Raw genomic sequence first — 12,186 nt, forward strand, 5'->3', positions numbered from 1 at the left:
CCCGTCTCCGGGAATCGCCACCTGGAAGTAGGGCGCGCGGCTTCAGCCGCGCCCGTTTTGCTTGGGTCGAATCCGGTAGCGTTTCGTTGAGGCAGGGGCTCAGCCGCGGACCGCGCTCCACATCTCGGCCTCGTACTGCACCACGCGGTTGCGGCCCTGTTCCTTGGCCTGGTAGAGGGCCAGGTCCGCGCACTTGATGGCCTGGTGGAAGGCATCGGCGTCGCTGGGGAACTCGGAGACTCCGAGGCTCACGGTCTTGTGGGCCAGACGGCCGTCGGGAAGCATGAAGGGGTGGGTCTCCACTGCCAGGCGGAGCTTGTCCGCCACCTCCCTGGCGTGCCCGGGCATCACCTCGTGGAGCAGCACCAGGAACTCCTCGCCACCGAAGCGCACCACCAGGTCGGCCTTGCGCACGCGGTCCTGGAGCAGGCGGGCCAGGTCACGCAGGATGGCGTCTCCGGCCATGTGTCCGTGCTGGTCGTTCAGGCGTTTGAAGTGGTCCACATCCACCATGACGAAGCCCACCATGCGGGAGTCTCGCCGGGCCACGGCCTCGTATTTCTTCACGTATTCGTCCAGGAAACGCCGGTTGTGCACGCCGGTGAGGGCGTCGCGCATGGCGTTCTCCTTGGAGACGTGCAACAGCTGCAGGGTGGAGATCACCGGGGCGCATTCGCTCAGGTACTTCTGGAGCACCGAAAGCGACATCCGACGCTTCTCCCACTGGCCGCGAGGCAGGATGAAGGAGGCCACGCCGCCAACCTGTCCGCCCATGACCATGGGCAGACAGCAGCGCACGAAGCGCTCGTGGTCGATATGGAAGTAGGGGCACAGGGCATGGTTGGAGTGGGAGCTCACCTCGTCCACCACGCGTTTGGCGCGGCAAAGGCTGGGGGAGTGGAACATCTCGGTGCACAGAAGCGCCGGGTCGTCGAAGCGGTTCACGGCGGGAACCATGTGCCCGTCGGCGGGATCTGCCTCGAAGATGGCGTGTTCCGGCAGCTGGAACTGGCGCGTGAAGACGTGCTCCAGCATGCCGTAGACCTCCTCCTTGCTGATGACGCCCTGGAGGTCGCGCGTGAAGGCCGTGAGTCCGGCCATGTGTTCGAGGGTTTCGGTGATGTGGTTGAGCGAGGGTGTGCGCTCGGCAGACTCCTTGGAGTGGAGCACCTCGCCGATCACCTGATGGACGCGGTTGGTGAACACGCCCCAGAGCCGGAGCATGGTGTTCACGGAGTTGCGCATCTCCACCAGTTCGTCGCCCCGGCGCAGGGCGTGGACCGGGCAGTAGCGGCACTTGCGGTACTGGCGCAGGAACACGCAGGTGTTGCGGTGGGTGGGGAAGATGGCCTCGGAGCCCGTCTCCAGGTAGCAGATGAGCGAGGGATTCTCGTAGACCGGGCAGTCGGTCTTGTTGCAGCGCAGCACCTCCAGGCAGTGGATGGGCTCCGTTTCGAAACGCTCGGAGAAGTTGCCCTCGTTGGTGGCCACCAGGATGCGTTGCAAGCGTGAGAGAAACTGCTTCACCCGGCGCACGTTGGAGTAGAGCAGGAAGAGCAGGGTTATGGCCCCGCAGGCGAAGGCCAGGCCGAAGATGAGGGCCTCGTTGACGGTGGAGCCCACAAGGGTCCTGGAATCGTAGGAGAGCAGCACCGCGCCCACGGGCTGGCCCTGGAAATCTTCAAGTGTCAGTGTGCGGTAGAACACGTCTCCCACGCGCTTGGGAGTGCGTCCGGAGTCGAATTCGGACAGCAGCAGCTGATCCTCGCCTGTGTTCATGATTTTGCCTACAAGCCATCTGCCGTGGGGCGACATGGGGTGGTTGGGAAGCACGATGTCGCCGAAGCGCCGCTCCAGGAGGAGCGTTGCCCCGAAATGGGAGGGCATCTGGGTGCTGTGCAGGATGCCTTCCACCGAGGCCGCCACTTCAACGGATCCCAGGTGCTCGCCGTGGTCCACAACGGGGACGATGGCCCGGATCACCACGCCTCCGGGCCCCACCTCGATGCCCTTGAGGGGAGTGACGTACTTGTTGGCCTTGACCACCATGGGCCGGATGGACGTGAGATCCGCGCCGGTGTTTTCCAGGTCCCAGGTGCGCAGGAAGGAGACGGCCGGGGGCAGATGGAAGTGGTAGTAGAAGGCGTCCAGGCCGGAGATGGTGCGGATGCGCTCCATGTAGGGGAGAATGAAGCTCTTGAGGCGCTCCCTGTCCCGGTTGCGCAGGGCCGTCACCACCTCGGGCATGGAGGCCACGGGGACCACCTCGCTGAAAAGCAGGTCCTGCTGTGAGACGAGCTTGTCCTGGATCCACTGCTCGAAGACGGCCATGCGGCTGTTGACCGACTCCGAGAGGATGAGCCCCCGGTAGTAGAGGAACACCAGCACCAGGATGACGCTGCCCACGGCCAGGAGCGCACCCGTGGCGTAGAGAAAGCGGGCGCTCAGGCTCCATTTTTCGGGATTGAACACGCGCCCGATGCGGGCGCGCAGTGAAGAAAAGCCCTTCAGCGGGATGCCGTCGGGTTCGTGGCCGTTGTTGGGAACGGTCCGGTCCTGCATCATGCGCAAGCGCCCTCCACTCGGGGCGGAGCATTCGCTCCGCCGCCAAGCCCCCCACGCTTAACCGATACGGGCAAGCCCATGGAAAGGCAAGGCGCTTGTCAAGGGGATCGTTTTGGTAGGGATCAGTTCACCCTGTAGTGGCAGCCCAGGCTCCGGGTGTTGCGCATGGCCAGGAGCGTGATGATGTAGGCGGCTTGGCAGCCGTGGAAGAGGTCCACGATGGGCTTGGAGAGGGGCGTCTCCCGGTAGAAGTCGTGCAGGTGGACGTTCAGGTCCCGCAGATCCTCGAAGGCGCGCTTCAGGCGCGAGGCCGTGCGGTGGATGCCCACGTAGTTCCACATGGTGGACTTGATGGTGGTCCAGTCCTGGGCCACCAGGGCGGGGTCCTCGTTGCGGTCCTGGCCGGGTGAGACCCAGTCGGGGATGGAGTCCAGGAGCTTCCTGGGGAGCTTGGGCTTGGAGGCGTAGCGGTGGCCGATGTAGGCTCCCGCGCCCACGCCCCAGACGATGCATTCGAGGAGCGAGGTGGAGGCCATGCGGTTGGCCCCGTGCACGCCGGTGCAGCTGCACTCGCCCACGGCGTAGAGGCGGTCCACGGTGGTGCGGCCGTGCACGTCCACGAGCACGCCGCCGCAGGAGTAGTGCTCGGCCGGGACCACGGGGATGGGCTCGCGGGCGATGTCGATGCCGATTTCGGCGCACTTGGCCGCGATGCCGGGGAAGCGTCGCGCCACGTCGTCCACGTGGTTGGCGGCGTCGAGGAACACGCAGTCCTCTCCGGAGCGCAGGAGCTCCTCCATGATGGCCCGGGTGACGATGTCGCGCGGGGCCAGATCGGCGCGGGCGTCGTAGCGGGGCATGAAGGCCTCGCCGCGCGCGTTGACGAGCCTGGCCCCCTCGCCGCGCATGGCCTCGGTGATCAGGAAGCGGCGGTCGGCGCGGTGGAAGAGCGAGGTGGGGTGGAACTGGATGTATTCCATGTTCAAAAAGCGCGCGCCGCAGCGGTAGGCCATGGCCAGGGCCGAGCCCACGCAGGCCCGGGTGTTGGTGGTGTGCAGGTAGATCTGCCCCACGCCGCCCGTGGCCAGGATGGTGTAGTCGGCCAGGATGGTCTCCACCACGCCGGTGAGCTCGTTGAACACGTAGGCCCCCAGGGCCTGGTTCACCAGATGGTACTTGTATTCCATGAGCGAGGCGTGGTGGTGCGAGGTGAGCACGTCCACGGCGGTGCGCCGGGTGAGCACGGTGATGTTGGGGTGGGCCTCCACGGCCCGGACCATGTATTCCATGATGGAGCGGCCCGTGGAGTCGGCGCAGTGCAGGATGCGCGGCAGGCTGTGGCCGCCCTCCTTGGTGAGGTGGTACTGGCCGTCGCGGCCGCGCTCGAAGGGCACGGCGAGCTTGTCGATGAGCAGCTGGGAAACCACCTCCGGCCCCTTGCGGGCCAGGTGGCGCACGGCGGCCAGGTGGTTGTGGTTGGCCCCGCAGGTGAGGATGTCGCGCTCCAGAAGCTTGGGCGAGTCGCCGGGGCCGGTGTGCACGATGCCGCCCTGGGCCAGGGCCGAGTTGCCGTCGGTGAGCTTGTCTCCGGCGCTGAGGAGCGTGACCTCGAAGCCCTTGTCCGCAAGGGTCAGGGCTGCGGCGCAGCCCGCCGATCCGGAACCGATGACCAGGACCTGGGTCTTGCTGCGGAATTGGTACATGGGGCCTCCCGGCCTGGCTAGCGGCCCGCCTCGACGGGCGTGACGGGCAGAAGTTCCTGGAACACGCGGGGCTCTATCTCCACCAGCACGCCGCGCCGTCCCGCGTTCACCAACACGCGGGGCAGGGCGAGGATGCTCTTTTCCACGCACACCGGCAAGGGCTTGCGGGTGGCGAAGGGCGAGATGCCCCCCACCAGATAGCCGGTATGGCGCTGCGCGGCCTCTGGCGCGCAGGGCGTCACGGCCTTCACCCCCATCTGGCGCGCCAGCTCCTTGAGCGAGACCTCGCGGTCGCCGTGCATGAGCACGAGGAACGGCTGCCCCGCGTCGTCCTCGAAGACGAGGGTCTTCACCACGGCGTGCTCGTCCACGCCCAGCTCGCTGGCCGCGCGTCCGGTGCCGCCGTGGTCCACGTAGTCGTAGGGCCTGGCCGTGAAGGCCACCTTGCGGGCCTTGAGCAGCTGGGTGGCCGGCGTGGCCGGGGGCTTGCCCATGGCGCGCTCAGCCTTTTTGGGGAGCGCAGGCGTCCAGCATGCGCTGCAGGGCCAGCCTGGCCGGGTCCTTGAGGGCCTCGTCGACCTCCACCGTGGGAGTCGAGTCCAGGTTTTCCAGAAGCCTGGCGAGGTTGGGCTCGGTGATCTTCTCCATGTTGGAGCAGGTGGAGTGCAGCAGCGGGCGCACGATCTTCACGCCCCGGTACTGGTGGGCCAGACGGTTCACCAGGTTGTACTCGGTGCCCACGTAGATGGTGGAGCCCTCGGGGGCCTCGGCCACGAAGCGGATGATCAGCGAGGTGGAGCCGCAGGCGTCGGCCAGGGCCACGGTGTTGGGGTGGCATTCGGGGTGCGCCACCACCAGGCAGCCGGGCGACTCGGCGCGGGCCTTGCGGATGGACTCGGGCTTGAAGCGCGAGTGGATGACGCACTGGCCGGGCCACAGCAGGAGCTTGGCGCGGCGGGCGCGCTCCAGGTCGATGGCCTGCCCGTGCTCGCGAATGTCCAGGATGTTGCGGTCTTCCTTGGGCAGGGCGATCCAGTCGGCGGCGTTGAGGCCCAGGCGCACGTCGGGGAGGAAAAGAGTGTGGGAGCCCTGGGCCATGGCCCAGGAGAGCATGGTCTTGGCGTTGGCCGAGGTGCACACCGAGCCGCCGCGCGCGCCCACCAGGGCCTTCACGGCGGCGGAGGAGTTCACGTAGGTCAGGGGCGTGGCGGGCAGGCCGCCTCCCTCCAGACGGTCCAGCACCTTGGCCGCCAGCCAGGCCGGGGCCATGTCCGACATGACGCAGCGGGAGTTCATCTCCGGGATGAGCACCTTCTGGCCGGGCTTGGCCAGGATGGCCGCCGTCTCGGCCATGAAGAACACCCCGCAGAAGACGATGTAGCGGGCTTCCAGGCCCGGCACGCGGCGGGAGAGCTCCAGGGAGTCTCCGGTGTGGTCGGCGTGGCGGGCCACGGCGTCGGACATGTAGTGGTGCGCCAGGATGACCAGATCCTTGCCCAGGCGGGCGCGGACGCTCTCGATGGTGTCGAAGTCTTTGGAATCGCTCATGGTGTCACGCCTTGCAAAGCTGCATGCTGTAGTCCGCGTAGGGAGCGGAGTGGGTGATGCGGCCCACGGAGACGAAATCCGCCCCCAGGCGGGCCAGTTGGGGAAGCTGTTCCAGGCTCACGCCGCCGGAGAGTTCGGTCTCGATGCCGGGGGGGATGGTCTCCAGGGCGCGGCGCATGGTGTCGGTGTCCATGTTGTCGAGCATGATGCGCTCCGGCCGCAGGGCCACGGCCTGGCGCACCTCGTCCAGGGAGCGGCACTCCACCTCCAGGGGCGGACAGTCCCGGGGCAGGGCGCGGCGCACGGCCTCTATCGCCTGGGTGACGCCCCCGGCGCGGTCCACGTGGTTGTCCTTGAGCATGAGCATCTCGGCCAGGTCCATGCGGTGGTTGTGGCCGCCGCCCACGCGCACGGCGTACTTCTCGGGGTAGCGCAGGCCGGGAAGGGTCTTGCGGGTGTCCAGCAGGCGCGTGCGGGAGCCCTCCAGGGCCGAGACGTAGCGGGCGGTGAGGTTGGCGATGCCCGAGAGGTGGCACAGGAAGTTGAGGATCACCCGCTCCGCCTTGAGCAGTCCCTCGGCCGGGCCTTCGAACACGGCCACCACGGGGCCGCTCCGGGGGCGCCGGGCAGCCTCGGAGCAGGGGGGCGACGCGCCCTCGGGCAGGGCCAGGTCGCCGTCCCGGGCGTGGTAGGCGCGGACCACGGCCTCCAGGATGCCCATGCGCTCGAAGACCACGTCGGCCATGGGAAGGCCCGCCACGAGCGTGGGTTCCTTGGCGCGGATGCGGGCCGTGAGGCGGTCCGAGGGCGCGAAGACGGCGCGTGCGGTGAGGTCCGGCCCGTCCTCGTCCAGGGCCAGGTCCACGGCGCGGTGGAGGTGGCCCAGGGCCTTGCCGGTGAAGAATTCCTGGAAGGAAGTCATGATGGAACGGGGAACTAGCACCAATCGTCGCGCAGATGAAGAGGGGTGAAGCAAATCACAAGCGATGGCTACCCCCGCACGATGACGCTGGCCTCTGGATTGAAAGGGTTGGTGCGTGCTGCCAGATAGAAGAGGTAGGGGTAGCTGGCCTTGAGGTAGCCCGCGTAGGTGATCCACTGGGCGCTGATCAGCCCGTAGACCCGGCTTGCGTCCCCGGCCAGGTGGCGCAGATCGCTCTCGGGGAGAGACGCCAGGTCTTGCGGGCGGCACATGAGCTCGTCGCGCAGGTGGTAGATGGCGCGCAGGGTGTCCGAGAAGGCCTCGTGCTCCCCGATGCTGGGGTTTTCCAGGAGCCGCAGGAGCAGGTCGGACTTCTCGGCCAGGAGGGCGCGCAGGGCGTTCAGGTCCAGGCGGTGCGGGTCCAGGGCGAAATCGTGGCCCTCCAGGAGCTTCGAGGCCTGGCGGAAACGGGAGGGCTCCCATGTGGCGTCCACGCGCAGGCCTTCCGAGAGCCCCGCCGTGTCGCGGTCGGCCCGCACGAGCCGCGTGAGCAGTTCGAGCCCCACGTCGGAGAAGAAGATGCCCCGGATCATGTTGCGCTTCTCGCGCTTGGCCTTCTCCTCCCGGCCCGAGATGAGCGATTCGGCCATGGCCTCCACCACGCCCACGAAGGAGCCCACGCCCGCGAACACCAGGACGACGGCCAGGGCCTTGCCCTCGGTGGACCAGGGGTGGATGTCGCCGTAGCCCACGGTGGCCATGGTGATGATGGAAAAATAGAAGGCGTCGAAGAGGCTCAGGCCCTCGATGAGGTGGAAGCCCACCACGCCGCCGGCCAGGGCCAGGGTGAAGAGGCTCCCGAAGAAGATCAGGCGGGGGTTGCGCGTCATGACCGTTTCTTGCGCAGGGCCTTGAGCCGTGCGGCGAGTCTGGGTTCCTCCCCCAGGTCTTTCTCCTGGTAGAAGGTCACGCCGTCCAGGCCGTCGGGCATGTAGCGCTGCTCCACCCAGGCGTCGGGGTAGGCGTGGGGGTACTTGTAGCCCTCTCCGAAGCCCCACTGGCGTTGCAGCTTGGCCGAGGGGTTGCGCAGGTGCAGGGGCACGGGGCGCACGCCCTGGGCCAGCACCTCCTTGCGCGCGGCCAGGTAGGCCGCATAGGTCGAATTGCTCTTGGGCGCCAGGGCCAGGTAGACCGTGGTCTCGGCCAGGGGGATGAAGCCCTCGGGCATGCCCACCATCTCCACGGCCTGCTGGCAGGCCACGGCCAGGGGCAGGGCGCGCGGATCGGCCAGGCCCACGTCCTCGGAAGCCGAGAGGATGAGCCTGCGCGTGACGAAGCGGGGGTCCTCCCCGGATTCGAGCATGCAGGCCAGGTAATAAAGGGCGGCGTCCGGGTCCGAGCCCCGGATGGACTTGATGAAGGCGCTGGCCAGCTCGTAGTGTTGGTCCGCGTCGCGGTCGCCGCGCAGCACCTGCTCGGGGAGGTTCTGCTTGAGGGTGACCGCCTCGCGCTTCTCGGGCGGCAGCTGTGCCGCGTATTCCAGAAGGTTGAGCAGCGTGCGCGCGTCGCCGCCCGAGGCGAAGCAGAGCAGGTCCACGCTCTCCTGGGGCAGGTCCAGGCGAAGGGCCTCCATGCCCCGGCGGGCCACAACGGTCAGCTCTCCGTGGGAGAGGGAGCGCAGGCGCATCACATGCAGCCGCGAGAGCAGTTGCCTGGTCACGGAGAAGGACGGGTTTTCGGTGGTGGTGGCCAGAAGGGTGATGTCGCCGTGCTCCAGGAGCGGCAGGAAGAAGTCCTGCTGGGCCTTGGAAAAGCGGTGCACCTCGTCCAGGATGAGGATCTCCTTGCCCGCGATGAGCCCGCGCAGGGCGGCCAGCCCCGCTTCCGGGGCGCTCACGCGCACGAAGGGCAGACCCTTGGCCTTGGCCAGCAGCAGGGCCAGAGTGGATTTGCCGCATCCGGGCGGTCCGTAGAAGAGGATGCTGGGCAGCCTGGGGGCCGACAGCATCCCCTCCAGGCGCGCGATCACGTGGGACTGGCCCGTGAACTCCTCGAACGAGGCGGGCCTGATGGCGTGGGCCAGGGGCGGCATGGTTCAGCTCCCGGAAACGCCGCCGGGCGCGGGATCGTCGCCGTGAACGCGCACCCTGTCGCGCCCGTCGCGCTTGGCCGCCAGCATGGCTTTGTCGGCCCTGTCCAGCACCTGGTGCAAGGACTCCTCCATCCCCGGTTCCAGGCTGGCCACGCCGAGGCTCACGGTGACGGCGCAGGCCGCCTCGCCTTCGCGGCACGCCCCGGGGATGCGCTCCACGATGCGCTGGCCCACCGTCCGGGCTTCCCTGGAGCACGAGCCCGCGAGCAGCACGGCGAACTCGTCGCCGCCCACGCGGCCCAGCACGTCGCCCTCGCGGACCTGCGCGCGCGCGGCGCGGGCCACCTCCCGGAGCACCTTGTCCCCGGTCAGGTGGCCGTGGGCGTCGTTGACTTCCTTGAAGCGGTCCACGTCCAGGTAGAGCACGGTGTAGCCCCGGCGCTCGCGCTGGAGCTTTTCAGCCTTGGCTTCGGCGCTCTCGATGAACCCCCGGCGGTTGAGCACTCCCGTAAGCTGGTCCATGGTGGCGTCGGCCCGGAGCCTGTCCTGGGCGCGGCGCTGCTCGGTGACGTCGTGCAGGAACACCAGCACGGCCCCGTCGCCGTCCCAGTCGATGCCCACGATGTTGGCCTGAACGTCGATGAGGTCCCCCGAACCGCGCACGGCCTTGAAGTCCAGGGATTTGGCCAGCCCGCGCCGTGCCAGGGCCTGGTCCAGGGCCTGGCGGACCTGGGCGCGCTGGGCGGGGTGCACGAAGTCTTCGAAGGTGGCCGTGCGGGTGTCCGCCTCGGAAAGGCCCGTCAGTTCCAGCAGGCGGGCGTTGTGCAGGGCGTAGAGCCCGCTGTGCACCACCGCGATGGGCTCGGAGGCGTTGATGATCAGCTGCCGGTAGCGCCGCTCGCTCTTCTGCAGGGCGGCCTCCACCTGCATGCGCCGCAGGATCTCCTCGCGCGCTGTCTGAAGCTCCACGCGCACCTCCGAAAGCTCCTGCAGGATGGCGAACACCGGCCGGTGCGGCATCTCCACGCCGGTCAGGGCGTTCTGCCAGCTCAGGTAGGCCCAGAGGATCGGGGCCGCGAACGCGCAGATCACCAGGCGGCTCGTCAGCGTCCCCGTCATGATGGCAAGGTAGCTGTCGGAGCCCAGAAACGCTGCGGTGTTGAAGAGCGCCACGTCCAGCCACATCACCCCAAGAAGCGTCAGGAACGCCTTGGCCGCAAGGGGGATCGACCGCTTCTTGTCGTGCAGGAACTCCCAGCTGATGGCCAGGAACAGAAGGTCCGCCAGCGTGGCGAGGACCGAGGCCGCGTTGATGCGCAGGCTCGGGATGGGCACCAGCGCCAGGGGCACGGTGCTGGAAATCTTTGTCTGGAGATGCAGGACCAGGGAGATGAGCGGCACAAGCGCCGAAACGCTCACAACCGTGAGGATGGCCACCCGCGTGGCGCGGGGGCCGTCGAACACGTAGACCACGAACACGCCCAGCAGCAGCGACGTGTAGAACACCGTGGACCCCACCAGATAGGTGGTGTCGCCCAACTGCACCGCCACCCCTGCGTCCGTGACCCAGGACATGATGGCCGTAAGGCTGCCCAACAGGGCATAGAAAAACGCCAAACCATACCTGTGGCGCAGCGAGTGCGACCACAGCACGAGCCCGTAGACCGCGAAGGCCTCGGCGGCTAGAATCCACGCGTTCATCGCATTCCGCCCGTTGATGGACCACCAGACGACGTTGCCCACCAGGCAAGGCCCAGACACAACAGCGAGGCCGTCTCCCAGCGCAGCGGCCGGGGACCGAGAGTCACGGCCCGGAATCCGGCGTCCTGCAGGACGTCGGCCTCCGGGTCCGTCAGGCCGCCCTCGGGACCGATCACGAAAACACGTCCTTCAGGCCCGGTCAAGTCTTCAAGGCCCAGCCCCCGCGACAGCCCCCGCGACTCCCACGCCAGGTACCTGCCCCCAAACGCCCCGCAGCGCTCAGCAAGTCCCGACGCTCCGCCGGACACCATCTCCAGCTCAGGCAGCCAGACGCTCCCGCACTGCTTTGCCCCCGCCACCAGCTGCGCGCGCCAGTTCTCCTTGGGTTCGACGGGCATGCCGCCCTGGCTGCGCGACGCCTCCCAGAACAGGATGCCGCCGCAGCCCAGCTCCACCGCCTTCTCCAACAACCACCCGCGACGCGCCGACTTGTTCCAACCCAAAGCCAGCCACGCACCGCCCGGACGAGCCTCGCACCGCTCCGACTGCTGCTCCAACTCCACGCCGCCGCGCACCGAGACCACCCGGAAAAGGCCCTCCCGTCCCGCGCCGTCGAAACAGCGCACCAGCGCGCCCGGGCCCAGCCGCAACACCTTGGCGAGATGCCGCGCCTCATCGCCTTCCAGACGGAACGGAGCGCCCCAGGCTTCGGGCGGAATGTGGAACGTGTCGAGTCTTGCCATGGCGGTCGGTGGTTGGTTGTGGTTGTTGTTGCCTCGCGCGCTTTACCGGAGGGGCAGCACCGCAAACCCTTGCTCTTCAATGGAGCGTCGCAGAGCCTCCGGCAGGGCGCTCCAGTCGGATACATCCACGGAAAAGGGCAGGTTTGACTCGGAAAAAGCATCACGCAACCGCTCCAGCAATCCCTTGTCCACGCGTCCGGCCGTCACCAGCGCCAGATCCAGGTCAGAATACGGCCGCGATCGGCCCGATACCCTCGATCCGAAAACGCGCACCTCCGTGCCCGGGGCGATCTCGTTCAGGAGCCTTTGCACCTCGTGAAGCTGGTTGTCCGGGAGATCAATCATTGCGGGCCTCAAGACGCTCCATGAAGTCTCGCGCGTGGGCCAGAAAGACCCGCGCCGTATCGTAGACCGATTCGGCATACGAAACGTCGTACGTATGCGAGGACATATTGCGCGCCTCCCCAAACCCGAACCACGGTTCCGGGCTTTCGATCAGTCCGTGGCGAGCCGCCGTGCGGAACAACTCCTTGCGGGTTCGCGGGAACCCCGCGTCGTCCGGTGATACGTTGAGCCCTACCCAGCGCTGCATGAATTTCCAGCACTGCTCGTAGGCCATCTCGAAATGCTGGATCACCCCAGCCCGGAGCGTCTCACGCAAGTCGTCGTCCGCATCAGACACGTTCTGCTCCGACACCCGCAACGAGCGGCCAAGCGCCTCCACCGCACCGCGCAAGCTGTCCAACTGCATCGCCATGGGTAACCCCTCATGCAACACGTGAAGAATGCGGCCCCGCCACGGCACCGGAGGGCGGGGCTTCGCCCCGCACCCCACCAGAGAGGGCTCTGCCCTCTCTGGACTCTCCCGCCAGGGGGGAGCCCCCCCTGGACCCGGCAATTGCTTCGCGGGCT

General features: G+C 67.8%; 11 protein-coding genes. All 11 read right to left on the bottom strand.

From position 1 onward, the window contains the following. Nucleotides 1-99: 99 nt before the first annotated feature. Entirely contained in the window at nucleotides 100-2,565 is a 2,466-nt protein-coding gene (locus tag ACV4UX_RS06250) for a diguanylate cyclase (RefSeq protein WP_491592454.1), read from the bottom strand. A gap of 122 nt (nucleotides 2,566-2,687) precedes the next feature. Next, entirely contained in the window at nucleotides 2,688-4,268 is a 1,581-nt protein-coding gene (gene nadB / locus ACV4UX_RS06255) for an L-aspartate oxidase (protein WP_491592455.1), read from the bottom strand. A 17-nt stretch (nucleotides 4,269-4,285) separates the two neighbouring features. Continuing rightward, nucleotides 4,286-4,762 carry an aminoacyl-tRNA deacylase gene (locus ACV4UX_RS06260; RefSeq protein WP_491592456.1) on the bottom strand — a complete coding sequence of 159 codons (477 nt, stop codon included), beginning with the start codon at nucleotides 4,760-4,762 and terminating at the stop codon, nucleotides 4,286-4,288. Between the two features lie 7 nt (nucleotides 4,763-4,769). Then, nucleotides 4,770-5,816, bottom strand: a complete 1,047-nt coding sequence (locus ACV4UX_RS06265; RefSeq protein ID WP_491592457.1) for a quinolinate synthase — start codon at nucleotides 5,814-5,816, stop codon at nucleotides 4,770-4,772. A gap of 4 nt (nucleotides 5,817-5,820) precedes the next feature. Continuing rightward, nucleotides 5,821-6,738: a carboxylating nicotinate-nucleotide diphosphorylase gene (gene nadC, locus ACV4UX_RS06270; RefSeq protein ID WP_491592458.1), complete on the bottom strand. Its 918-nt coding sequence runs from the start codon at nucleotides 6,736-6,738 to the stop codon at nucleotides 5,821-5,823. A 68-nt stretch (nucleotides 6,739-6,806) separates the two neighbouring features. Beyond that, nucleotides 6,807-7,628 (bottom strand): potassium channel family protein, encoded by an 822-nt coding sequence (locus tag ACV4UX_RS06275; protein ID WP_491592459.1) that lies wholly within the window; start codon nucleotides 7,626-7,628, stop codon nucleotides 6,807-6,809. Continuing rightward, complete coding sequence (locus ACV4UX_RS06280; RefSeq protein WP_491592460.1) at nucleotides 7,625-8,830, bottom strand: replication-associated recombination protein A; 1,206 nt, start codon at nucleotides 8,828-8,830, stop codon at nucleotides 7,625-7,627. The genes ACV4UX_RS06275 and ACV4UX_RS06280 overlap by 4 nt, the downstream gene beginning before the upstream one ends. A gap of 3 nt (nucleotides 8,831-8,833) precedes the next feature. Continuing rightward, entirely contained in the window at nucleotides 8,834-10,531 is a 1,698-nt protein-coding gene (locus ACV4UX_RS06285; RefSeq protein ID WP_491592461.1) for a diguanylate cyclase, read from the bottom strand. Next, complete coding sequence (locus ACV4UX_RS06290) at nucleotides 10,528-11,274, bottom strand: RsmE family RNA methyltransferase (protein ID WP_491592462.1); 747 nt, start codon at nucleotides 11,272-11,274, stop codon at nucleotides 10,528-10,530. The genes ACV4UX_RS06285 and ACV4UX_RS06290 overlap by 4 nt, the downstream gene beginning before the upstream one ends. Before the next feature lie 42 nt (nucleotides 11,275-11,316). Next, nucleotides 11,317-11,619 carry a nucleotidyltransferase family protein gene (locus ACV4UX_RS06295; protein WP_491592463.1) on the bottom strand — a complete coding sequence of 101 codons (303 nt, stop codon included), beginning with the start codon at nucleotides 11,617-11,619 and terminating at the stop codon, nucleotides 11,317-11,319. Next, complete coding sequence (locus ACV4UX_RS06300) at nucleotides 11,612-12,031, bottom strand: HI0074 family nucleotidyltransferase substrate-binding subunit (RefSeq protein WP_491592464.1); 420 nt, start codon at nucleotides 12,029-12,031, stop codon at nucleotides 11,612-11,614. The genes ACV4UX_RS06295 and ACV4UX_RS06300 overlap by 8 nt, the downstream gene beginning before the upstream one ends. Nucleotides 12,032-12,186 lie beyond the last annotated feature (155 nt).

Source organism: Fundidesulfovibrio sp. (assembly GCF_058402725.1).

Bases quoted from the DNA above. Each gene is read 5' to 3' on its own strand.
- ACV4UX_RS06250 (WP_491592454.1), bottom strand. From the start codon at position 2,565: ATGATGCAGGACCGGACCGTTCCCAACAACGGCCACGAACCCGACGGC.
- nadB (WP_491592455.1), bottom strand. From the start codon at position 4,268: ATGTACCAATTCCGCAGCAAGACCCAGGTCCTGGTCATCGGTTCCGGA.
- ACV4UX_RS06260 (WP_491592456.1), bottom strand. From the start codon at position 4,762: ATGGGCAAGCCCCCGGCCACGCCGGCCACCCAGCTGCTCAAGGCCCGC.
- ACV4UX_RS06265 (WP_491592457.1), bottom strand. From the start codon at position 5,816: ATGAGCGATTCCAAAGACTTCGACACCATCGAGAGCGTCCGCGCCCGC.
- nadC (WP_491592458.1), bottom strand. From the start codon at position 6,738: ATGACTTCCTTCCAGGAATTCTTCACCGGCAAGGCCCTGGGCCACCTC.
- ACV4UX_RS06275 (WP_491592459.1), bottom strand. From the start codon at position 7,628: ATGACGCGCAACCCCCGCCTGATCTTCTTCGGGAGCCTCTTCACCCTG.
- ACV4UX_RS06280 (WP_491592460.1), bottom strand. From the start codon at position 8,830: ATGCCGCCCCTGGCCCACGCCATCAGGCCCGCCTCGTTCGAGGAGTTC.
- ACV4UX_RS06285 (WP_491592461.1), bottom strand. From the start codon at position 10,531: ATGAACGCGTGGATTCTAGCCGCCGAGGCCTTCGCGGTCTACGGGCTC.
- ACV4UX_RS06290 (WP_491592462.1), bottom strand. From the start codon at position 11,274: ATGGCAAGACTCGACACGTTCCACATTCCGCCCGAAGCCTGGGGCGCT.
- ACV4UX_RS06295 (WP_491592463.1), bottom strand. From the start codon at position 11,619: ATGATTGATCTCCCGGACAACCAGCTTCACGAGGTGCAAAGGCTCCTG.
- ACV4UX_RS06300 (WP_491592464.1), bottom strand. From the start codon at position 12,031: ATGGCGATGCAGTTGGACAGCTTGCGCGGTGCGGTGGAGGCGCTTGGC.